At 40.7% G+C, this 21,909-nt stretch carries 21 protein-coding genes and 2 pseudogenes; 7 read left to right on the forward strand and 16 right to left on the reverse strand.

Going from position 1 to position 21,909, the window contains the following annotated elements:
- Positions 1-566 precede the first annotated feature (566 nt).
- Positions 567-803: a DUF4327 family protein gene (locus tag NSTCB13_RS21380; protein ID WP_094347157.1), complete on the forward strand. Its 237-nt coding sequence runs from the start codon at positions 567-569 to the stop codon at positions 801-803.
- Between the two features lie 673 nt (positions 804-1,476).
- Here the strand turns inward: NSTCB13_RS21380 and NSTCB13_RS21385 are convergent.
- From NSTCB13_RS21385 to NSTCB13_RS21395, 3 genes are all read right to left on the reverse strand, one after another.
- On the reverse strand, positions 1,477-1,830 hold the full coding sequence (locus NSTCB13_RS21385; protein ID WP_322682320.1) for a hypothetical protein: 354 nt from the start codon (positions 1,828-1,830) through the stop codon (positions 1,477-1,479).
- 297 nt (positions 1,831-2,127) lie between these two features.
- Positions 2,128-3,432, reverse strand: a complete 1,305-nt coding sequence (locus NSTCB13_RS21390) for an IS4 family transposase (RefSeq protein ID WP_448273744.1) — start codon at positions 3,430-3,432, stop codon at positions 2,128-2,130.
- Positions 3,433-3,546: 114 nt separating this feature from the next.
- Entirely contained in the window at positions 3,547-3,693 is a 147-nt protein-coding gene (locus NSTCB13_RS21395) for a hypothetical protein (RefSeq protein WP_448273745.1), read from the reverse strand.
- Positions 3,694-3,858: 165 nt separating this feature from the next.
- Between NSTCB13_RS21395 and NSTCB13_RS21400 the strand changes: the two genes are divergently transcribed.
- From NSTCB13_RS21400 to NSTCB13_RS21410, 3 genes and pseudogenes are all read left to right on the forward strand, one after another.
- Positions 3,859-4,086, forward strand: a complete 228-nt coding sequence (locus tag NSTCB13_RS21400) for a TetR/AcrR family transcriptional regulator (RefSeq protein ID WP_448273746.1) — start codon at positions 3,859-3,861, stop codon at positions 4,084-4,086.
- Positions 4,070-4,393, forward strand: a complete 324-nt coding sequence (locus tag NSTCB13_RS21405) for a TetR family transcriptional regulator C-terminal domain-containing protein (RefSeq protein ID WP_445632067.1) — start codon at positions 4,070-4,072, stop codon at positions 4,391-4,393. Before NSTCB13_RS21400 ends, NSTCB13_RS21405 begins: the two co-directional genes overlap by 17 nt.
- 287 nt (positions 4,394-4,680) lie before the next feature.
- Positions 4,681-4,902: pseudogene (locus tag NSTCB13_RS21410) on the forward strand (cation transporter dimerization domain-containing protein); the annotation flags it as partial.
- 385 nt (positions 4,903-5,287) lie between these two features.
- Here NSTCB13_RS21410 and NSTCB13_RS21415 read toward each other — a convergent pair.
- The 9 genes and pseudogenes from NSTCB13_RS21415 to NSTCB13_RS21455 form a co-directional block, all read right to left on the reverse strand.
- Positions 5,288-5,692: a response regulator gene (locus NSTCB13_RS21415; RefSeq protein ID WP_448273747.1), complete on the reverse strand. Its 405-nt coding sequence runs from the start codon at positions 5,690-5,692 to the stop codon at positions 5,288-5,290.
- 777 nt (positions 5,693-6,469) lie between these two features.
- Positions 6,470-8,090, reverse strand: a pseudogene (gene guaA / locus NSTCB13_RS21420) (glutamine-hydrolyzing GMP synthase).
- A 223-nt stretch (positions 8,091-8,313) separates the two neighbouring features.
- Positions 8,314-9,429, reverse strand: coding sequence for a cobalt-precorrin-5B (C(1))-methyltransferase CbiD (cbiD, locus tag NSTCB13_RS21425; RefSeq protein WP_448273748.1), 1,116 nt, complete (start codon positions 9,427-9,429; stop codon positions 8,314-8,316).
- Between the two features lie 157 nt (positions 9,430-9,586).
- A complete protein-coding gene (locus NSTCB13_RS21430) occupies positions 9,587-9,937 on the reverse strand; it encodes a DUF5615 family PIN-like protein (protein WP_448267699.1) in 351 nt (116 codons plus the stop codon).
- Complete coding sequence (locus NSTCB13_RS21435) at positions 9,931-10,269, reverse strand: DUF433 domain-containing protein (protein WP_448273749.1); 339 nt, start codon at positions 10,267-10,269, stop codon at positions 9,931-9,933. Before NSTCB13_RS21435 ends, NSTCB13_RS21430 begins: the two co-directional genes overlap by 7 nt.
- A 60-nt stretch (positions 10,270-10,329) precedes the next feature.
- On the reverse strand, positions 10,330-11,274 hold the full coding sequence (locus NSTCB13_RS21440; protein ID WP_448273750.1) for a hypothetical protein: 945 nt from the start codon (positions 11,272-11,274) through the stop codon (positions 10,330-10,332).
- Positions 11,275-11,456: 182 nt separating this feature from the next.
- Entirely contained in the window at positions 11,457-11,753 is a 297-nt protein-coding gene (locus NSTCB13_RS21445; RefSeq protein WP_448267703.1) for a DUF7734 family protein, read from the reverse strand.
- A 36-nt stretch (positions 11,754-11,789) separates the two neighbouring features.
- Positions 11,790-12,386, reverse strand: a complete 597-nt coding sequence (locus tag NSTCB13_RS21450) for a DUF3177 family protein (protein WP_322673383.1) — start codon at positions 12,384-12,386, stop codon at positions 11,790-11,792.
- 477 nt (positions 12,387-12,863) lie between these two features.
- Positions 12,864-13,109, reverse strand: a complete 246-nt coding sequence (locus tag NSTCB13_RS21455; RefSeq protein WP_445630854.1) for a Calvin cycle protein CP12 — start codon at positions 13,107-13,109, stop codon at positions 12,864-12,866.
- A gap of 363 nt (positions 13,110-13,472) precedes the next feature.
- On the opposite strand from NSTCB13_RS21455, the gene NSTCB13_RS21460 reads away from it, so the two are divergent.
- Positions 13,473-14,705, forward strand: a complete 1,233-nt coding sequence (locus NSTCB13_RS21460) for an FIST signal transduction protein (protein ID WP_448273751.1) — start codon at positions 13,473-13,475, stop codon at positions 14,703-14,705.
- Positions 14,706-14,969: 264 nt separating this feature from the next.
- Here NSTCB13_RS21460 and NSTCB13_RS21465 read toward each other — a convergent pair whose 3' ends face one another.
- On the reverse strand, positions 14,970-16,097 hold the full coding sequence (locus NSTCB13_RS21465; RefSeq protein WP_445630852.1) for a metallophosphoesterase family protein: 1,128 nt from the start codon (positions 16,095-16,097) through the stop codon (positions 14,970-14,972).
- Between the two features lie 403 nt (positions 16,098-16,500).
- Between NSTCB13_RS21465 and NSTCB13_RS21470 the strand changes: the two genes are divergently transcribed.
- Entirely contained in the window at positions 16,501-17,373 is an 873-nt protein-coding gene (locus NSTCB13_RS21470) for an S-methyl-5'-thioadenosine phosphorylase (protein WP_448273752.1), read from the forward strand.
- A 384-nt stretch (positions 17,374-17,757) separates the two neighbouring features.
- Here NSTCB13_RS21470 and NSTCB13_RS21475 read toward each other — a convergent pair whose 3' ends face one another.
- Together NSTCB13_RS21475 and NSTCB13_RS21480 are read right to left on the reverse strand one after the other, a co-directional pair.
- Positions 17,758-18,348: a hypothetical protein gene (locus NSTCB13_RS21475; RefSeq protein ID WP_445630850.1), complete on the reverse strand. Its 591-nt coding sequence runs from the start codon at positions 18,346-18,348 to the stop codon at positions 17,758-17,760.
- 99 nt (positions 18,349-18,447) lie between these two features.
- Positions 18,448-19,014 (reverse strand): DUF6658 family protein, encoded by a 567-nt coding sequence (locus NSTCB13_RS21480; RefSeq protein WP_448273753.1) that lies wholly within the window; start codon positions 19,012-19,014, stop codon positions 18,448-18,450.
- A gap of 348 nt (positions 19,015-19,362) precedes the next feature.
- Here NSTCB13_RS21480 and NSTCB13_RS21485 point away from each other — a divergent pair, with 348 nt between their 5' ends.
- A complete protein-coding gene (locus NSTCB13_RS21485; RefSeq protein ID WP_448267707.1) occupies positions 19,363-20,283 on the forward strand; it encodes a lysylphosphatidylglycerol synthase domain-containing protein in 921 nt (306 codons plus the stop codon).
- Between the two features lie 18 nt (positions 20,284-20,301).
- Here NSTCB13_RS21485 and NSTCB13_RS21490 read toward each other — a convergent pair whose 3' ends face one another.
- The gene (locus NSTCB13_RS21490; protein WP_448267708.1) at positions 20,302-21,615 is read right to left on the reverse strand and encodes a hypothetical protein; all 1,314 of its coding nucleotides are present in this window, start codon (positions 21,613-21,615) and stop codon (positions 20,302-20,304) included.
- Positions 21,616-21,909 lie beyond the last annotated feature (294 nt).

Raw genomic sequence — 21,909 nt, forward strand, 5'->3', positions numbered from 1 at the left:
GTTTTTCAAAAGAAAATTGGATGGTGTTAGTGCTGAAATTAACTAATAAATTACAGGCTTACTTAAGAAATTCTTAGCAGATGCTATGGTTCAAGCCTTCGTAGTATACTTTGTCCGTTATGTTTTGCAACAATTTATACCCTAATAACTGACAAATATTATTGTGTTGCTTACCTTAGATGAATACCCGCAGTTATAGATCCAACTTTTAAGGTGATTATTTGATATGTAAGCGATAACGATATAAACCCTTTCCACCCACCAAATCTTGCCTAAATACACTAATGGCAAGACTTTCAGACTTGTGGCATCAAAACCATACAGTTACATAAGCAGGTTAAGTTAACTACTTGGAATTTTTTTTGTAAAGCGGATTTTCGACAAATGTCAGGATTCGTTGACTTTCTTAACATTTCTTGAGATAATTTCAGGAGATGTAGCGTCAAAATAAAAATAGTTCCGTATAGCAAACTACAAAATGTTAGCCACAAGTCTAATTTCTGTAATGTTTGTTCCTAATTTTTAACGGGAACACTATCGTAAGTGTTAATTTGTGAGTAAAAACCATGAGTGTGAATACGGTGCCTTCTATCAATTACTACTCTCTAGATGTGATTCAAGACGAAGCACGCCGACTGGTGCAAAAGGGAATGGTTAGCCGACAACAGCCAATATATAGCCTCTGCCAATACATTCCAGCGAGAGAGTGGGTTTGCGTTGAATGTGAATTAGAGAAATGTGACTTTTTGTTACGCGATCGCATTGGCGACCTAATTGGTCGCGAACAGTGGGACAACGACTAATCAATGTTGGATTTCCGGTTTGGGATTGGGAGTTTGTTTTTGATGTGTGGATGTCGCCATCAAAGATTCAACACTCAATCTGGCGGATAATCTCTAGTTTTGAATGAGCATTGCCCTATACAGAATCTTGCGTTTTTGATTAATACAGAAGCATTTGAGTCTGAACTTATACAACTTTTCAAGTTAAAGAAGGCATCAAAACCATTTGTTCTGTACATCTGGTGTCACAGCTTGAGTTTAGTATATAGATTCTGCGAAGTTCCTACATCGATCCGATAGAAGTGTAGGAACTTCGCTTTTGACTCGCAATTTATTGCATCCCTGACTTAAAGGAAGCGATTGTCTGCTTGCTGTTAAAAGCCAAAATCAGCCTTGAAAAGTTTGCTAAGTAAAGGCTAACCGTCAGCAGTTGCGATAATACAGGAAACCTCCGCAAGCAACTGGCTCAACTTTCGCAAAATTCAAAATTTTTATTTTTATAGTATTTTTTCAGGAAAAATCTTGCAAAGCATAAAAAATCATCTTGACATTTTTGCGGGAAGGGGAAAGGGGAAAGAAAAAACCTTTAACCTTTACCCCTTAACCTTTTCCCAAAACCCAATTCTGAATTAAAAATCCACAAAGCGTGCAGTATTGCCTCCCTCTCCTGCCTCCTGCCTCCTTCACTTGATTATTATCCTACTTGCTCTAAATATTGATTAATGTCTTCAATGATGCGAGTAAGTTCAGCCTCAGTAGTCAAGCGAATGTTGACATTGCGGACAGTCAGCAAAACTTTGGCTGCGAAGGGTGTTGGCCAGATATTAGGATTACAAAAAACTTCTAAAAATACTTCACCCGTATAACGATATTCCAGGGGAGGCTGGGGAGTGACTCTACCACCGCCAGGAGTAGGTTTAGCGGCGATCGCTTTTAGGCGTTCCATCAGTTGATCCGTTGCTGCCTTTAATTCTCGTGCTGCTTGGGCTGAAAAACTGAAAGAGACTGAACCCTCAATTAAATTCAATGTTAGAGGAATTGAAGACATATTTTTTTTATTAAAACTTCTTGATAAGTATTTATATTACCGGAAGAAGGGGTCTGAATCGAATGGCACTAAGAAAAGCGGAAACGCTTATCAATTAAGCAGTTTGCAACTGTTTGCGTAATTCATGCCGGGGTTTGGTCATTAAGGGGTAGGCTTTGGGGCGACGTTTACGGACTCGTGGTTCATTTCTAGCTGGGCGGTCAGGAACAGCCTTGTGAGCAATAACTTTGAGTAAAGTGCGATAAATTTGGTGCCGTTTTTGAGAAGTTGCTGCTATAAGAGAGGGAATAAAGTTAATTAAGAGCTAATTTGTAAACTCAAGTAAAGTACTTGTCTTGCAAGGATTTCAGGAATTTGAGTCAAAAAAATACTTATTCGCTGAAACTCAGACCTAGTAACGAGTTGAGTATCCTTCAGATTTTCTTTACGAATCAGCTCTAAATGGTGGCGAGTACCTTGCAGTGATAGGCGATTTGGAGAGGTAGTATAAGTAGTTCCAGCCGACCACATTAAGCTACGAAGTAGATTGTAAGCCAGCAAATAAACGTAAATTTCTTTGCGGATCATCGAAGGTGTTTTACATCGCAGAATATCCATACCCAAGGTAGTTTTGAGATGTCTTAAATTTAGTTCAACATCCCAGCGTTGTCCGTAAAGCCCAACAATTGCCAGAGTAGAATAAGAAGATCCATCTAAAAGAGTGGTAATTAAGCTAACTTGTTGAGTCCGAAAACCAGGAATAACAATATAATAGTAAATCTCTCGCACAGTTATGGAAGGAGGTAAAGCATTAAATTCATCTTTATCCAATCCTTTTGGGCAAGTTTTCGGCTTATACCAAGTAACTAATTTGTCGCAATCTCCAACAATTTTACCTTTTCGCATAGTTGTTGTGCGAGATTGATGTTTACGAAACACGGCATCACAATTAAACTTTTTGATACTAAACATATCGGCGTAAGCACAAAAAGCTCTATCCCCTACAAGCACATCATTAGGTTTGAGAAAACTGTACAGAATTCTTGCTAATTTAATATCATGAGTGTTCAGAACATCTATGCACAAGGCAACGGCAGCTCCCGTTAATAAACTGAATATCACACCAATTTTGGCAATTGGGAATCCACATTCCGGCTTTTGACTACTGGGTTGTGGGTATTCTTTTTGGTTTTCTACAGTGTCAGGCATAGAGACCGTCGAGCCGTCTATCACCAAAATATTTCGACCACACCATAGATGTTCTTGGGTTACTTTCTCTTCCAGTTTTTGTGCTGAATAATTGAAAACTTTTTCTAACAATTTTTCTGGTAATCTTGCCCGTGCTTGGCAGTAAGCACTCGTATCTGTTGAGGGAACTTCTACTTCTGACTCAGCCAAATGTGCAATTATTTTACTCACAGCATTATTACAAGTTTTGTCTGTATCTAATACTTGAGATAAAAATGCCCATAAAGTTACGAATGGGTCAAACAACCGTTTTTTGTATTTAATTTTTAGCTCCGAGATTGCAAGTCTTATCACAGACTCTGGCAATAGTTCTTTAAACGGTAGTCCCAAACTTTGGCTAAATTTATCCTTGAGGATTTGTACTCGTAGTGTCACAGTAGTATTTATGATGTTTGCTTGCTCGTCTCAAGGAAAGTATTTCATGAACGAGTAAGCTTTTCCTACCTAAAATTTTTTTGGACAACCCGTACATTTTTGCACTGTCTGGAGTCAACCATAGCGTAGTTTACCGCCGCAGGCATCCCAACAAGGCGGGCGGTTACGCCGGGAGCAAACTTCATTAGCGATCGCTGCCCCCAAACCGCGTGAGCCACCTGTTACCAATGCCACCTTCCCATTAAGTTTTTTGTTGCTCATAGGATTCTTTTGTGATTAAAGTTTTGTATCGTCTGGTATAGATATAAAGCATGGGGGTAAGCCTGTCAAGAAAATATTATACTGATGAGTATGAAACAGGAAAAAATCACTGCGGCCATAGGCCGACCCCGCGAGTTCGATACCGATGACGCGCTCAATCGTGCAATGTATGTGTTCTGGCGCAAAGGCTATCTAGGCACATCCCTCTCGGATCTGACCGAGGCTATGGGCATTAATCGTCCTAGCCTTTACGCTGCCTTTGGGAACAAAGAATCTCTATTTCGCAAAGTGCTGGCTCGTTATGCCGACGGGCCATCAGCCTATCTTCGTGAGGCTCTCAAAGAGCCAACTGCGCGCCAGGGTCGCCGAGCGGATGATGCACGGGGTCGTTGACTTAGGAACCGATCCGCACAATCCACCCGGATGTCTCTGGGTTCATGGCACGCTTTCATGCGGAGATCCAGCCGATCCGATCCGGCAGGAATTGTCTGCACGCCGAGAATCGAGTGAAGCTTCTGTGCGTAAGCGTTTCGAGCAGGCGATTTTGGAGGGGGACTTGTCGGCTGATTCCGATCCAGCGGCTCTCGCTCGCTTTGTCGTGACAGTCAATTGTGGAATATCAGTTCTGGCGGCAACCGGAGCTACCCGAACGGAACTCCTGCAGGTTGTGGAGACAGCGTTGCAAGCATGGCCTCAATAGGCTACATATAACACCTATTTGATATTGTATGGACATTTAAGGTGGAAACTGTCAGATTTCGCTGCTCAAATTTTGACCATTTTCTGAATAAACTATGAGCTTTCTTATCCTTATCTCGCACCAGAAGCAATACACGCGATCGCAACTTCTGTTCCAGGTGTAATTAGGGACTTCCAATTAAAAAAATATTCCGTCGCTTAGAAGGCAGGGGGCAGGGAGCAGGGAGCAGGGGGAGAGAAAGTCGTATTGATAGGGGTGAAATGGGATAATTTATTTTCTGTAAGTCCCTTAACTGTCACGCGATCGCTTCTCGCGGCCTTCTTGGTCGTCAAGTGTTCATTGAAATGCATTTAATAGTGGATGCATCAGACGTAGAAACTGCCCACCAGATCGCTGAAGAAGTAGAAAGCCGATTAGAAGAACGATTTCGTCCAGTGAGAATTTTAATTCACGTCGAGCCACCAGCATATAAATCTGAGCAAATTAGTTTTGAAACTGGATTTAAATAGTTTAGGAAATTGAAAATCACGGCTTTTTATAATGCTCGCAAACCTTATAAGTAGCGATCGCTCATAAACAAAGAAAAAGAAAACTCATTTTTAGTCTAGAATCTTTAGCAAACATAACATCGCTTCAAATCGAACAGATAAAAAAATGAGAGAGTATCCAGATAAATAAACTAACAGACTTAAGTAGATAATTGTTTATTTATTTTTAATCAAAGGTGAATTTTAGTTGGTGTGTAGGTAGATGAGAAAACTTCCATCTAAGTACATCGGGTTTACACCCAAAAAAATCGGTAACTCTCAAATAACCAATTCACTTTTAGATGAGGAACATGGGGCAGATAAGGTAAATAACAAATAAAAACCGACAAATGACTGCATCTTTGTATTAACTCTTATAAGAAGCAACCAAATCTGCGACGATCGCAACTAGTTCTCCGGGATCGACAGGTTTAGCCACGTGAGTCTGAAAACCCGCTTCCAAAGCACGGCTACGATATTCGCTATCACCATAAGCAGTTAAAGCGATCGCTGGAAGTTTTCCATAAATATCAGGCTTTAGTGCCCGGATCTTGCGGATAAGGGTGTAGCCATCTTCATCAGGCATTGCAATATCACAAATCAAGACATCTGGTTGCAGCTCAGGTAATACTTTCAATGCTACCGCTGCCGATGCAACTGCCATAATGGTGGCTCCATCAGCTTCCAACACAGTAGTAATGTAAAAGCGGCTATCATCATCATCATCAACTACGAGGATGTTTAAGCCAGCAAGGGGAAGGGCAGGTTCCATAACATCTCCATTAATGTTGATCGAATGAAATGTATTTCTAATAAGCTATTTATTTTTTATCTCTATCACCATACCATTGGTAATTTTACTGCGATCGCGCCTATTTTCCTAAAAAATAACTCAATTTGTCTAGTCACCATCCAATTGATGCTTAATTATTCACTGGTATTTATAATTATTGACTGGATAAAATTATGTTATTGTTTAAATTCCTTTACATTAAAAAATAACTTTAACTATTCGTTAAATTTTAAAAATAATCTTGCTAATTACTGACTGCTTTATTACTAACAGGTTTGAATTCAATACTTTTCGGATAAACCCAATAATCTCTTTTTTGGTCTGGGGTAAGGTAAAAGGGCAAAGGGGTAAAGGTAAATTCAAACCCTTTCCCTTTCTCTTCCCCAAAACCCGAAAAGTATTGGGTTTGGATTTTGATGGAGCTTGAAAAAAGTCAAAAAAATAGACAATGCCGAATCTTAAAACTAGTCAAGTTGGCATTGTCATTTTTAAATCAATACAGTTCAGATCGGCTCAAAACCTAGATGTAGAGACGCAATTTCTCGCATCTTTAAAGACCAATTATCTACATCAATAAACCTTAAGCTTATTGAAATGAAGCAGCAGAGGCTCCAGATTCAGTTAGTAATTAAGAGTCAGAAGTAATGCACCTAACTATTAACTTGCAAACTGCTGTATGTGAATCTCAACTCCTGCAAGTAATCTGAACCGTAGTAAAAAGTAATCAGCTTTTAGTTAAGTCAACTCAAAACTTGATTACTCCCATTCAATGGTTCCAGGTGGCTTAGAGGTGATGTCATAAACCACGCGATTCACCCCTTTTACCTCATTCACAATTCGAGTAGAAATCACTTCCAGGACATCATAAGGCACTCTTGCCCAATCAGCAGTCATGCCATCTTCACTGGTAACAATCCGCAAAACAATGGGGTAAGCGTAAGTACGTTGATCTCCCATAACGCCAACACTACGAATCGGTAGCAATACAGCAAATGCTTGCCAGAAATCATGATACATACCGCGTTGGTTAATTTCTTGCCGCACAATCAAATCAGCATCGCGCAAAATATTTAACCGCTCAGATGTAACTTCCCCCAGAATCCGAATTGCTAAACCAGGCCCAGGAAAAGGTTGCCGTTGAACAATTTCTTCTGGTAAACCAATGGAACGTCCAAGTTTGCGGACTTCATCTTTAAACAGTTTCCGCAGTGGTTCGACCAATTTAAATCTTAGGGTCTTTAGGCAAACCGCCAACATTGTGATGACTCTTAATTTTCACCGCTACCCGCTCACCAGTTTGGGGATCGACGTTGGTGTCCGCAGATTCGATCACATCTGGATAAAGAGTTCCTTGAGCTAGATAGTCAAAGTGACCGAGGCGCTTGGATGTTTCCTCAAATACACTGATAAATTCGTGTCCGATGCGGCGGCGTTTTTCTTCAGGATCGGTGATTCCAGCAACTTTAGCCAAAAAGCGATCGCGGGCGTTAACATATTCAACAGGAATGTGAAACTGTTCTCGAAATAGCTTTACCAATCGCTCTGGCTCATATTTTCGCATAAAGCCTTGATCGATAAACACGCAAGTCAGTTGCTCGCCAATCGCTTTGTATAGCAAGAAAGCCAGAGTAGAAGAATCCACTCCACCAGACAGCGCTAATAGCACTCGCTTTTCACCAACTCTGGCGCGAATTTCTCGAATTGCTTCTTCAACAAAAGCCGCTGTTGTCCAAGTGGGTTCGCAATCGCAGATATGGTAGACAAAATTACGGATTAATGCTATACCACCAACTGAATGCACTACCTCTGGATGGAACTGAACGCCGTAAAGTTTCTTTTCGTGGTCAGCAATAGCAGCACAGGGAGTATTTTCTGTATGTGCTAACAATTCAAACCCTGATGGCATTTGGATAACTGAGTCTCCATGACTCATCCACATGGTAGTGCCATCTTCAACATTAGTAAGCAAATCTGTGGGATCGTCAATATATAATGAAGCTTTGCCGTATTCACCTCGATCGGCTTTTGCCACTTCTCCACCAAGCTGATTTACCATCAATTGCATCCCATAGCAAACACCCAAAATGGGTATTCCCAAATTCCAGATTTCTGGGTCACAATGGGGAGCGTTATCACCATAAACTGAACTTGGGCCACCTGAGAGAATTATTCCCTTGGGATTGAGTTGGCGCAAATGTTCAGAAGTAGTGCGATAGGATAAAACTTCCGAGTATACTTGAGTTTCGCGGATGCGACGGGCAATCAGTTCAGAATATTGAGAGCCAAAATCCAGAATTACAATCAATTGGCGATCGAGCCGCCCAAAAGTTTCCAATGTTTGGGGCGCTTGTTCTGTTGGTATCACCGCTGTATTCATGACGGGAGTGTTATGTCTGTAAAGGGTAGATGCTTTGTGGTCTATGATGATGCTATTATTTAGCCTGGGTAGGCTAATAATGGTATAGAGAGCCTTTACAAACGCGAGTTTATGTGCGTTTGTCTATTCCCTGAGTCGGAGATGGTATTAAAACGATAACTTACCCTAGAGTGGTTACTTAAAGGATTATTTATTTGGATTGTTTACGATTATTCATAATAAATTAACATAATTTTCCCATTAACAGACGAGCAGTTTTACTCTTCACGATAATTTTGCGATCGCGATCGAAGAGAATAGAGCCACAAACTGTTACTTTTTTGCCGCTTTCGCTATGACTTTGAATGTATTCTTGGGCACGAACATCGATAGTTTCGGCGATCGCACTGTAAACTTTATTTACCCAATCACTACCAGTTGCAGTATCTAAGGATTTTAGGTGTGTTAGTGCTGCTTCAGCAGTTGCACTGTTAAATACAGCTTGGATATCTGGTGATTTTAAACCAGCGATCGCACAGTGGGCTGCCAAAATTTCCCGTCGTCCATCAGCTAAGTAGTGATGGGTATGAAAAATCCCACCAGCCAGCTTCATCAGCTTACCGTGATAGCCAAATAATAAAATTTCTTTTACACCCAGCAGATCAGCTTCTACTAACATTGGGCCCAGCCAGTTAGCAGTTTTGACCAATTGTTCGGGGTTAATCCCTAGTTTACGCGCCAAATCTAGGCCATTCTCGCCAATACAAAATACTAAAGTCTCAAAACGACTGGCTTTATTTTGTAATTCCGCTCGAAAAACCGCAAGCTGATCTGGTGTACTTAACGGTTGAGAAATACCAGTTGTGCCTAAAAGGGAAAGTCCTTCAACCACACCAAAGGCAGAATTTGAAGTTCGCACAGCAAGCGATCGCCCTTCGGGTAGAATAATCGTCACCGTGATTTTTTCTCCCGGTGCTAGCATTCGTTGCAAATTCTCTTTTAAGAGCCTTTGAGCATAAGCATAAATAGCCGGCTTATCATCAGCATTCGCCTGTTTGCCAATTCCTTCCCCACCTTTAATAATGACAGCATCATCACCCTGTTCTCGCCATTCCACCAATGCCCAAATGGGTGTATCTTTAGTTAAATCGAGATTATCACCGGGATCGCTGCGAGCGATCGCCAAAGCTGTATTATTAGACAGTCCTGCTACCTGTTCGATCGGGATTTCGGCTATTTGAGCCGGTTCAATCAAATCTATAGAGGCAAAAGTTAGGGATTTGCGATCGTGTAACCAATGTAAAGCAGCGACAGCAGCAGCGCAGGCAAATACTGGTAGTGTGTATCCAGAACGGGACATTTTGTAAATTCAACAGTCAAAAGAATTGTTCAAAATTAAAGACAGTTTCAGATAGCTTGCTTTCTTCAGGATAACGGCTAAGACGATCGGCAGCAGATATTCTTTGCATCCACGCCAACGGCTTTTGGTGTCCGCTTCATCGCTTTGTTAGACCGCTTTACCAGGGTAGATACTGAACTTGACCTTCTAGTTCTCCCTCCTGGCTACACTCTACAAGTACAAGAATATCTTCAATGACGCGCCCGACGGGTGCATCTAGGCTGACTTCGATAACTCCTGGCATGGTCTGACCTTGCCTAACTCGATCGTATGCATAGCGAGTAATTGTAGAAACGTCATGGGTAAGCAGGATACATCCTTCTTGGGCTGCCCAATCCAGGATAGTTGGATCGTCTTTGCCTGATAGTCCAACATCTTGTACACGAACGATGTCGATTTTCGGGCTACGGCGGAACAATCCTCTAACAACCGTATTATCGAAATTTTCATCCGCAAGGAATTTTAACATGCTTCCTGTGCTGCTTTGCGGGCAAGCAAGCGATCGCGTAAGCCTTGTGGGTCAAAATTCGCTTGATTTATTGCCCGAATCTCTTGTGATTGCTGGCGTCGCTGTTGCAAGTAGGCTTCTACTTCCAGTTGATGATTGAGGTAGAAGGCGATCGTAGCGTAAATGTCAGCCAAATTGAGCGACGGATAGCGATAAACAATTTCCTCAGCTGTCGCGCCTTGCTTAAAGACAGCAACCACAGTGTCTAATGTGACGCGGGTTTTACTGACGAGAACTACACCATCCTCATTCGATTTTAGAGGAGCAAGTTCAGGCATAATCGATAGTGTCATGAACGCCTTCCAATTCATTGCTTTGATAGTAGCAAACCTTGGTCTGCTGAAAGCACATCGTTAAACTGCCCATACAAATACCCGATACACTAATCCATTACTGAGAATATATAGAGAGCCTCCTCTACCTACAACACTTTCTGCAATAATTGTTTGTCCTGCCTTATCTGTAAACTTGAGTTGTTTGAGTAGTTTGACCTTGCCATTGTTGTTCAGAGAAAACAAATGATACGTATCTCGATCATCATATCCTCCACGAAATAAGGCTCGACTACCAGAAACAGCAAAACCATCACTGCCCGAAATAGGCATATTCCACACCGACTGAATTTTCTTATGATGTAAATGAACGAGTGGGAATTCTGTGTAATAGTACAACCAGACATCTGTATCAGATTCCACATTTAATGCATAACAATCACAAATGGAATCTAAGCCATCCGTTGGCTGAAAATCGTATATTTTATTTCCCGTTGAATCCCATGCAACAAGCCCAGACGATCCAATTGGCTCATCCCAACCAAAATTCCCGAAAACTCCTTCATCAAAAAAACTAGTCCAAATGGTTCCGTTTGAAGTTGTTTGAACGGATTGGATGCCATCGCCAAGCAGGATTTCTCGACTAAATTTTCCACCAAGGCTATAAATACGACCGTTTCTTTCAAAATCATTCGGACTTTTGTAATGACAACGGGCACATACAAGCAGTATCTCTTTTGCAGGAAGAGGTTGAATATCGTGAATGTTAAATTGTTCTTCTGCAATATCAATGTCGAGTGTTAGCCTATCTTCTTGAAAAGCGATTATGCGGTAACTCTGCGGAGTATCTGGAGTCGTTTTTGCAAAGCTTGCCCATCCTGGCTGTTCAGTCCGGTAATCGAGTGGTTGAACAGCAAGCACGACATAAACCATTTCATCGAAACCAACATTGAATGCAACAATGTTTCCGTCGGTTACAACGGAATTCAATTCAGCAATAGGTGATAGCGGAAGCATTTTTTGCAACTGGCGATCGTCACTGAACTAAAATAATGACAGAATAGAGTAGGCCTTTTGGCAAAATTACGAATTACGAATTACGAACTTGTACTGAGCGTCTTGCCCTGAGCGAAGTCGTTGGCGTGGTCACTGAGCGTAGTCGAAGTGCAGCCTCTCCAAGAGTTGGGAGCCGAAGTATTACGAATTAGTTAAACACCTACTTCTGATAATAGAACTTCCATAGCTTCCCAAGAAATTCCTTGTTGAATATAACGGGGTGCTTCAGGATTATAAGGACTGGCTACTCGGTCAATGTTGAGGATGTTTGCCCCATCTGGTAGAACAGGTACATCTGCATCAAATGCCGTTGGACGCATCAAAGAACTGGAAAAGCCTTTGAAAACAGCAATCGTATCTTGCTCATCGGCAATTTCCACCGTTACAAGTAGGACTTCTTTGGTGCGTTTAGCGGTGTATTGTTCCAGTCGCTTACCAATGGAATTCATTTTTTTTAGAGTAGGGGTATGGTGGCGCAACGACGGTTACTGTGGTGTGGCTGAACGTCCTTGTTTGCCCAGCTTAATCAAAACAAAATAGCTCAAGTAAAGCACATAAATTACTAAACTAGTTATGCCAAGAAAACCTAAAAACTCAGCCTTGCTGTTAGCATGAAAATATTCTTTGAATAGCAACGGAGCCTCGAACCAGACACGACAATAGGGAGTCTTCAGCATATTGCCAGAAAAAGCACAACCCAAAAAAGGTATAAATGCTAGTGCGCCCAAAAAACAATAAACAGTTGTCGCCCAGCGCCAAGAAGTAAAAATCAATTTCAAAGAACCACTGGTTTGATACTCAATTTCGTCGTTGATATCCACCCAGAACCACAACGAAATCGGGATCAAAATCTGAGCTATCAACCCAGAGATAAAGCTAACTGGATACTGGGCAATCATTAAGTAAACCGTGATTGCCACCAAGCTTGATACTCGCCAGTATATAGCCAATAAGCGTTGTATGCCTTCCGCTTTTTGTACAAATGCCCAAATTAGAAGAATTAGCGGAATAATTACCAGGAATAATACTGCCAGTCGGTAATCAATCCAGACGAAAGGTCGAAACCAAATATCATAGTCCATATTTTTTCTCAAACAATAGATAAAGAAGAAGTCAGGAGTCTGAATAAATCAAGTTCGATTTTATACTAATACCTGATTGTAGACTACTAAATAAGGCAGGGGTATTAAACCCTTTTATTCAGGAGTCAGTCGGACTCCAATTCATCCTGAATTCTTCTTGATAATAGTTTATTCAACCTCGTATGACTAGAAGTCACGAGTATTACAAAAAATTTATAGGGGCGTACACATGTACGCCCCTAGTGCCAATTAATTGGTTGTTTAATTGATGAAAATCGCAACTTATCCCTTTGGAAGAAACCTATTGATTCAAATAAGAAATTTATTTTTTGTTTCCCCGACTCAAATCAGTAGCTCCAAAAACGCTTGCGAGTGGAGGACATTGGTGAGTTTCCACGTCCTCCACTCTAGGCGTCTTTTTTAGTCAATACTGGTTATTTGCTCACCAAACAACAGAAAATCCAGTTATCTCAATTTCTAGTCGTCGTAAACCCGGCATTCAATTGCTTCTGGGTTGTCATCACAATACTGTTCTAGAGAATTTTTGGGCTTGTTTTGGCGCTTGTGGGAAGCTTCGGCTTGCAATTCTTCTACTGCATCCCAAGCCGCAGCACACTCTGGTGAGTTACTACCGTTAAGATCGCAGACAGTACGCGCTTGTTCCACTTCTTGTTGGATTTGCTCTTGGATATTGCTTTTTGCTGTTTCTTGGATGTTGGTCATTGCTTTAATCTCGTTGTGTGTTGTTAATACTAGTATAGAAAATGGCAGTTTTTCGCTTGATTAATAACCATTCTAACCATTTAGCTGATGGGAAGTTAGTTTTTTAGCCATTGATTTATAACCAATACAGCAAGCTACTCTATCTATAATGCATTTACCTTTATTTTTTAAGATTTTGTGGAATTAGTAGCATAGATAAATAATCATACAATATATTTAGATGCCTATATTAGGGAATGACAACTCCAGCTTCTTGGGATGGAGGAGACAAAGGGTTGGCATCAATTATTGTCAGATGCAATTCTTCCCAAAATAAAAAGTCAAAATCTACTAGCCTAAAATAGAGAAAGAAGCTCAAAACTCATGGCAGACCAAATGCAGTGGGCCAATGCCCTATCAACCCGTCATTCTCTGGAAGCCGCTGTTACAGATGTGGTAGAACGAGCTGTTTCATCGTTAACAGCACCTGCAGATTTAGGACTGGTATTCATTTCGTCTGCTTTTACGAGTGAGTATTCCCGACTGTTACCCTTGTTAGCTGAAAAACTTTCTGTGCCTGTGCTAATTGGCTGTAGTGGTGGTGGTGTAATTGGGAGGACAGTTAGCGGAGAAACCCAAGAATTAGAAGCTGAACCAGCTATTAGCTTGACTTTAGCACACCTTCCAGGGGTGAAGATTCAAGTTTTTCATGTTGTTGCTGAAGAATTACCTGACTTAGACAGTTCGCCAGATGCTTGGCTTGATTTGATCGGTGTACCTGCATCACCGACACCGCAGTTCATATTGTTGTCTAGTTCTTTCGCCTCTGGAATCAACGATTTGTTGCAGGGGCTGGATTTTGCTTATCCAGGATCGACGATCGTCGGGGGACAGGCTAGTGGTGGAGGTATGGGTGGTCGTGTTGCCCTTTTTTGTAACGATACTAACGGTGAGGAACAGCAAAACTTGTATCGTGAGGGCACTGTTGGTATAGCTTTGACTGGCAATATTGTTTTGGAAACGATTGTCGCTCAAGGATGCCGACCGATTGGCAAGCCATTGCAAGTTACAAAAGCCGATCGCAATATCATTCTAGAGTTAGACGAGCAAGTGCCTCTAGTGGTGTTGCGAGATTTGATTGCTAGTCTCAGCGAACAAGAACGGATTTTAGCACAGCATTCTCTGTTTGTTGGTGTGGCAATGGATGAATTTAAGCTGACTTTGCAGCAAGGAGACTTTTTAATACGTGGTATTCTTGGGGTCGATCCAAATGCTGGGGCGATCGCAATTGGCGATCGCGTCCGTCCTGGTCAAAGGCTGCAATTCCACCTCCGCGATGCCCAAGCCTCTGCTGAAGACCTCGAATTACTCCTCCAAAGTTATCAACACCAACGAGAATCTGAACCTTCGGCTGTAGCTGCTTTGATGTTTTCTTGTCTGGGACGAGGTGAAGGACTTTATGGTAAACCTAACTTCGATTCTGAATTATTTCAGCGCTACCTTAACGACATTCCTATAAGTGGCTTTTTCTGTGGCGGTGAAATCGGCCCTGTTGGTGGCAGAACCTTTTTACACGCCTACACCTCAGCATTTGGAATTTGTCGCCAAAATCAGTAATCAGTGCTCAGTGATGAGTGATGAGTGCTGAGTTAGGAGTTAGAAGTTAGGAGTTAGGAGTTAGGAGTTAGGAGTTAGAAGTTTTGTTTATCTTCTTGTCTCCCTCATCTCCCCATGCCCAATGCCCAATACAACTCTTGGAGAGGCTGCGCCAACGGCTTCGCTCAGTACAAGTGCCCAATGCTATTCAGGAGTGCTGAGTGTTGAATCATCCTCTAACTCTTAACTCCTAACTCTTAACTCCTAACTCCTAACTCCTAACTTTTAACTCTTATTCAGTACAAGTGTGCTGTTATTATCAATCATCGTCAAATTTCCAGCAGTGGCTATGCCTGGATGGGGTTGTAATGCACTATATGTCTGAATGTAGCGCCGCACTTCTGGAGGAAAATGAGGGTAATCTAACACCGCATCCCCATCGGCAATAGTTGCCCAGAAGTCGCGCAAACCAGGAGCTAATTCTTTTGCCTGTGATAATGGTAAGTTTAATGGAGAGTGAGTTAGTAGCTTAATTAAGAAAGGGAAAGAGCGATCGCCCATCCACTGCCTTGATGACTGTTGCAAGTCGGGGAACTCAGGCAGTGACTCTACGCGATGGGATAAAATTTGCAACGATTCTTTACCTTGGTTATCTCGATGAAATTCTAGCACTCGATAAGGGTGAGGATAGCTAACTAAAGAACCAGTGGTAATATCATATACCCCATCTGAGTAAGCAATATCCTGAACGTGCAAATGCCCTGTAAATACTAACTTGACTCCGTAGCGCCTCAGCAGCTGCAATAGTTCTGCTGAATTGGACAACATATAGCGATTTGCCAGTGGATGGTTCGATTGATTGGGCAAATGTTCCACTACATTATGATGCACCATCACCAAAACTAAATCATCACCAGATGCCGCTAGCACCTCTTCTAACCACCGTAGCTGTTTGGCATCCAAATACCCCACTTGCTCTCCCCGATCGTTAAAGGAGTTAGAATTCAGTCCAATCAGCTTAACTCCAGGCAATAACTGACGAATGTAGTAAATCTGCTGCGGATCTTCGTAGCCAAACTTTGTGTAATAGTAGGGAAAATCGGCAAAAGCAATCGATTGCCGATCGCCTAACAACACAGGAACGTCATGATTACCAGGAACAACATAGACGGGAAAAGGTAGCTGGGCTAAACATTGTTGTAACCAAGTGTGGTTCTCTGGTTCGCCGTGCTGGGTTAAATCTCCTGGCAACAACAAGAAATCTAAATCTAGTTGTGTTAAATGTTCTAGTACACTTTTAAATGCTGAGATACTTACTTCTACCAGATGAAACCGGCTAGGGTGATCCCAGATTGTGTGAGGAAGTGCCAGGTGTAAGTCGCTGACTACCGCAAAGCGAAAATTGAGAGTCATTGATTTATGAAAATGTTAAAAGCAGAGGTTAAAATAAGCCTTTTCCCAAAAGTATAACGCTTGCTTTGTTTCCCTGCGTAGGAGTGCGTATACTTAATATTTATATACATTAAGCATTGACTATACACTATGGTGACAATTGACTTCAGGGTTAATCATAAGCATTTAATTTCTAAAAATTATCGTAAATTTGATTGCTAAAAATTATTAATTAAGCCTTGAATAACTGGGCGATCGCTGCTATTTGTACCTGAATAAATAATGAAATGAATAGATAATAATTCAATAGTGTTAGTAGCACGAAATGCGAGCGCCTAGCTCATCATAGACATCGCTTTGTTTTCTGCTACTTCCCTTTTCGATAAAATAACTGAGCAGATCGGTAAAAAATAGGTTCAGAATCATGGCTCAAGCTAGTATTGGGATTATAGGTGGTAGCGGTCTTTACAAAATGGATGCACTTAAAGATGTCGAAGAAGTGCAAATCGAGACTCCTTTTGGTTCACCATCTGATGCTTTGATTCTGGGGACTTTGGATGGTACACGGGTAGCTTTTTTAGCGCGTCATGGCCGCAATCACACGTTTTTACCCTCTGAGTTACCGTTTCGCGCTAATATCTATGCGATGAAGCAATTGGGTGTGAAGTATTTAATTTCAGCTAGTGCTGTGGGTTCCTTGAAGTCAGAGGCGAAACCACTGGATATGGTAGTGCCAGATCAGTTTATTGACAGAACGAAAAATCGGATTTCAACGTTTTTCGGTGAGGGAATTGTGGCTCACATTGCCTTTGCCGATCCGATTTGTAAGAACTTGGCTGCTGTGTTGGCAGATGCGATCGCATCTCTCAATTTACCAGAAGTTACTCTCCATCGCGGCGGTACTTATGTGTGCATGGAAGGGCCAGCTTTTTCCACTAAGGCAGAATCGAATCTTTACCGCAGTTGGGGTGCAACAATCATTGGGATGACGAATTTACCAGAGGCAAAGTTGGCAAGAGAAGCGGAAATTGCTTATGCAACCTTAGCGCTGGTGACAGACTATGATTGTTGGCATCCAGACCATGACAGTGTGACGGTGGAGATGGTGATTGGAAATTTGCTGCGGAATGCTGTGAATGCTCAAAAAGTGATTCAAGAAACTGTGCGGCGCTTGAGTGAAAATCCGCCAACCAGTGAGGCGCATTCGGCGTTGCAGTATGCAATTTTGACTCAATTGGACAAAGCACCAGCAGCGACGAAGGAAAAGTTAGGGTTATTGTTGCAGAAGTATTTGTAATGTGCTGATGAATGAGCGATGTTTATGACGGGCTATGCTTACGCAGTTTCTTAATACAGTTTTGCTCCCCTCTCTTGTTAGGAGAGGGGCTGGGGGAGAGGTCAAAATAGCACTCGTCAAACTCACATGATATTAAATCCTGTCCACATAAAACTAAAATAAAGCCTGCATATGCAGGCTTTATTTTAGTAGCCCCAGACTTTAATCTGTGGGTGCTTTTATATTTTTACAAGAGATTCAATGACTAAGCTGTTACGCATTCAAGTTGTATATTAAAGGAGCGATCCTTGTCATTGGTTATTTGTTTTTAAAGGACAGATGACCAATTGACTTAGGACAGTCTTAACGTCAAAATGTACAATCTAGAAGCGCATCAGCTTAATTTCAATCGATTGTGTTCTTAACTGCTTTGCCTGCATCCTCAGCTGTGCGCTTAACATTTTTACCAGCATCCTCAGCCCCACGCTGAACATTTTTTGTCACGTCTTCGGCAGCATTCTGGGTATTACCCTTGATATTTTCAATTCCTCGCTGAGTTCCCTTAACAAGACCTTTGCCAAGTTCTTCAGCTGAACTACCTATATCTTCACCCAGGTTCTTGACTCTTCCACCAAGGGATGTCCCTTGTTTGTAATTTTCGCCATATTGCTCTGGGCTATCAATTCCCTTCTGATCGATATTCTTTTGAGCATTTTTTACTAGGGCCTTAGCTCTGTCATTAGCTGCCTTTTCATCTTGCGCTCTGGGATCTACATCACTAAAGTTATTCATTCCACCAGTAGGAGAATTCAGAGGATAATCTTTTGTGGCATCATATCGTTCAATATTAGGTGCTTGATCGCCAGGTTGTGGTGGCTGTGTTGCTATTCCTGGAGCACCACAAGCCTGTGCCATAAATAGAAAGATTCCTGCTAAAAAAACAGTTACAACTTTCAAGGGACGAATATTTTTCAGCCAATTCATTGCTTTTTTCATAGTTCTAAGTCCTTGCATTTTCGTGACTAAGTTAAACTTCAACCAAGATGGCATTTGGAATTAATCTTACATCCAAAGCATCCAGAAAAAACAAGATTTTTATCTGTTTACTGCTGGATTTGGCTGTAATTCAGGTCTTGCTTTAGCTTCATCTGCCTTATTCTTCAAAAAGCCGGAAGCTTCTTCAACAGCTTCTTTTACAGTCTCAAGCCGATCTTTAACCCGCTCTCCTACATTTGATTCATTCTGAATCAAACCACCGGGTTCAGGCTGGCGGAAGTCTTTATCTGTGATGAATGGCAATTCTGCTTCTTTCTGGACTCGACCTGCTGGTGTCTCGCCACCAGGATAAAGGATCTCAGATTCTGTATTTGTAGCAATCAACAATTGCGAACTTGGTTGTAAGCTAGCTTGGTCACGTCCCTGATTGGCTTTTGGGTTTGCTATTTTCGGATCGGTAGACATTCTGTAGTTGCTATAGTTGTCTCCACCATTTTTATAAGGGTTGTTTGCTCCACCGGCTTGTACAGCAGGATTTTGTGGATTTGCACCTTGAGCATTTGCCCCACTACAAGCAGTGCTAACTATCAACAATAGTCCAGCTAAAAAGATAGTTAATATCTGGCGCAATCTTATTTGTTTCAAGAATACTCTTACAGCGTTCACGTAGTCCTCCTTACCAAAATATTAATAAACTAAGAATTTGCTGAATCATTGGATTGGTCAGCAAGTTATTGTGCTTGTTTTGGTTCGCTCACTTTTGATTAACCTTTATTCAGGATATGAATAATAAAATGCTATTTACCTCTAGCGCAGGCTACATTTTAATGAGTACAAAAACAATATCTTTATCTAACTCTAGAGAGATATAAAATAAAGTAATATACTTTTCTTTTCGTAAACAGAACTACATATTGTTGTTTGATACTTCAAAAGCTTTTGATATATAGCTGATACATCATAAAATTTGAGGTATTCAGCCCTTGTTGCTCTCAACGTTAAATGACTAAATTTATGAAGCAATTTTTACGCTGGATAATTTTGGGGGGAACGCTGTTTTTTTTAGGAAAAGCTCTGAAGGATAATTGGATTGAGGTGACAGCTATCCGCATTGATGATGTAGGATGGGCAATTATGGCGATCGCTTGTGGGGTAACTTTACTAGCTCATACTTGGGCAGGCTGGATCTGGACTTGGATTCTGCAAGAGTTAAATCAACCTGTATCATCTATCCAATTCATCCAAGTTTACCTAAAAACGAACATCGCAAAGTATTTACCAGGTAATATCTGGCATCACTACGGGCGAATTGTCGCCGCTAAAAATGCCAATATTCCGACAGGTGCAGCCACCTTAAGCGTTTTGTTGGAACCGCTACTCATGCTAGCGGCTGCTTTAATCATCATTGTCTTATGTAGTAGCCAATTTGCAGCAGCGAATATTACCCTTGTTATCCAAATACTACAATTTCTGAGTTTAGCTGTAGTTCTTGGTGCGATTCATCCGTGGTTTTTGAACCCCGTAATTCGTTTTTTGTATAAATTAAAAGCAAAAAAGTCTGCTGCTACCACTCAATCAACTGTTCCCTTCAGTGTTAAAAGCTACCCTTTGCGCCCTTTGTTAGGAGAAGTGGGCTTTATGGGACTACGCGCCACTGGGTTTATACTAACTATGTTCGCCTTAGGTTCGTTGAATGGGAATCAAATTCCTTTGTTATTCGGGGCTTTTAGTTGCGCTTGGTTGTTGGGGTTTATTATACCTGGTGCGCCTGGTGGGTTAGGTGTGTTTGAAGCGACTGCGTATGAACTTTTACGACACCACTTTCCATCTGCCTTAGTATTTAGTGCGATCGCTCTATATCGTCTCATTAGTATTTTAGCTGAAACTGCGGGTGCTGCCTTAGCTTGGTTAGATGAACGCCTTGCGAAATCCTGAATCAAGCAAAACTCATTTTTATCTATCTACTTTCATTTGTGAAAACACACGATAGCTATCCAGATTTAATTGCTGATTACTGCTTTGTTCTTCTTCCATCTTAATTAAGTTATATTCTACATTTTCTGCATAAATGGCGAACGTAATATTAAAAATTTCGATAAAATTTATTACCCCTTTGCATTCATCTTCGGAATATTTTTCGTAAAAACGAATCAAATGAGCAATCCGAGTTTCTAAATGTCTTCGAGAATTTCTACAAATCAAAATAATCTTTAATAATATAATTACCAGGGTCAGAGCATGACCTTGACCAATTAATAAAATAAATAATTGCGAAGGTTCTTTAGAGTTTTCGGTTGTCAAGTAATCAATCACTCGATTACAGGTTCTCAAAAACAATTCTTTAGTGATAATTTCTTGATTATAATCTGTCTTCCATAACGATAAACTATGTGCAAACTGTCGCCGCCAATTTTCGACTGATTCTTGATTTTCTACAGGAAAAAATAAGTATTTTTCTAGGCTTTTTTTAAATTCTTTCAGAGTTTGATTTTTCGTTTGTTTGATAAATATATGGGCGATATTATCATGGCTAAATACGCCTTTCTTTAAGACAATTGCTTTTATTAAACGCAGAGCTTGATCTCCCAAAATACTGGGATTTTTATAGCGTGTTGTGCTTGAGACAGCAGATTGAGAACGAGCAATATACATTGCTAGTTCAAACTTAAATTTGTCTTTCATCTGTTTAGAAAGCCTTCTAGCAGCTTCTTGTTGCTCTTTAGGGTTCTTATTATTAACAGATTGATCGATCAATAAATAGGAAGTATAGCGATTAGCCCAATGACCTTTAGATGATTCTTCATATTTAGTAACAAATAATTTCAGATCCTTGTAATCTTTGCTGTTGGCAAACTTTTCTAGCCAGATTTTACAAGTTTTTACTACTGGAGGATTATTGTCTTTGATTTTCAGATTTTCATGAACAAATAAATTAACTAAATCTTGGATATATTTGTCTTTTCGGTTAGTTTTCCAATTATTAATTATGATATAGCAACACCGCTTCAGTGTATTGTATAATTCTTCTTCGTTATCATCTAAAAACACACTATATATTCCAGGTATATAATCGGAATATTCGCAATCAAGACCGTCTATAAATAAAGTTTTGAATTCTCGTAAAACATCTTCTGGTGGCAATTTATTGACAATTTCCACAAAGAAGCTATAAACCTCTTCTTGGGCAGTTTGCACATCTAATTGTCTAGTATTAGACGTAACATAATGGGAATTTTCCTGACTAATTGATAAACGATTAGCGGTCATTTCAGTTATCAGGACAAAAAGGCTTCCTGTTCATATTATTACTAGCTTAACCTTGGCGAACAGGAGCATCAATCTCTTCTTCAGAAATTCAGTCATCTTTTTACATAAATTTGATTAACTAGGGTTATAAATAAAGTATTAAAGATAAATTGTTTAGTTCTTCATCAAATAGTTCAGTAAAATTACTTATTTATAACCAGAAAATATCATACATAAATAGATATGAGCGAGTCGATCTATACATTTAGATACAACCCGCTCATACCTTCTACCGAAGCCTTTAGGTATTTTAAA

It is taken from the genome of Nostoc sp. DSM 114160 (assembly GCF_053470305.1).